Annotated in this window: 1 protein-coding gene and 1 pseudogene; one reads left to right on the forward strand and one right to left on the reverse strand. The window is 45.2% G+C overall.

The features are described 5' to 3' along the window. Window positions 1-581 (reverse strand): cysteine--tRNA ligase (locus B2X33_RS03900; protein ID WP_524539499.1); only part of this gene is annotated, 581 nt, incomplete at its 3' end. 174 nt (window positions 582-755) lie between these two features. Between B2X33_RS03900 and B2X33_RS03905 the strand changes: the two are divergent. Continuing rightward, window positions 756-1,094 (forward strand): annotated as a pseudogene (locus tag B2X33_RS03905) (hypothetical protein); the annotation flags it as partial.

Below are 1,094 nucleotides of genomic sequence, written 5' to 3' on the forward strand. Positions count from 1 at the left end.
GGATTCCGCTTGTTCTCGTCGATAATTGAAACCTTTCTTCTTCCGGCTCCGGCTTTAAGCTCGTCAAGGTTCAAGTTCGCGAGCTTTCCATAGTCAGGATAAGTTGAAATGTCATAGTAAAGATTTCCACCCGCTGTGTAAGTGTGTCCGTTCGCCTCGATTTTCTTGATAAGCTCAATCATATCGGAAATATGCTCGGTCGCCTTGCAGATAACGTCCGGGTGGCGGATATTAAGCGCGTCGATGTCCGCCATAAAAGCGTCAGTGTAGAATTTCGCAACGTCAAGAACGCTCTGGTGCCGCTCCTCGGCAGTCTTAACCATTTTGTCCTCGCCGTCGTCAGCGTCTCCAGTCAAATGTCCAACGTCGGTGATGTTCATAACGTGCTTGATGTCGTAGCCAAGATAGGTCAGAGTTTTGTCGAGAATGTCAAGAAAAACGTATGCGCGCAGGTTTCCTATGTGCGCGTAATTGTAAACTGTCGGGCCGCAGCCGTAAAATCCGACATATTTTTTATCCGGGTCAACTGGAACAAATTCTTCAATCTTTTTTCCCATTGTGTTGAAAAGTTTAAGCGCCATATTGCTCTCCTTATAAAAAGTCAACGAGAAAATCTCAATTTTCGATTTGACTTTTAAAGCGCATTCGCAAATGAAATTAGAATGCGCAGTTGATGGGGAAGTTTGCAACGCAAACTTTCAAAACTGAAAACTGACACTATTTTTGGCAGTTTTCAGTTTGCTCTCCATATTTTTATGATTTTTTCGGGAGTTCCGGCGCGCTGCGCCGTCGGGCTTTTCGTGGTTCCGCTCTCGCTCCATTGTTTTGGGAAGCGGTTTTTGAAAGCCCTGCCAGCCCCAAAACAACGCTTCGCGCCACTACAATCCCTAACTCGATTTCATTATAATTTTCATATGATTTTAAGCCAATTTTCTCTTCTTTTCAATGATACGAAAAATTTCCGCGGAGAAGCAAAGCAAAACGAAGGCCTTGCAAAGCACTGCACAATGCGCGTCGGCGGCCCCGCAAAACTTTTCATCGAGCCTTTTGACACGGAAAGCCTTGTTTTCGCATTGAAAAGCGCGGAAAAAGCC

The organism is Treponema sp. UBA785 (assembly GCF_002297065.1).
GTDB lineage: Bacteria > Spirochaetota > Spirochaetia > Treponematales > Treponemataceae > Treponema_D.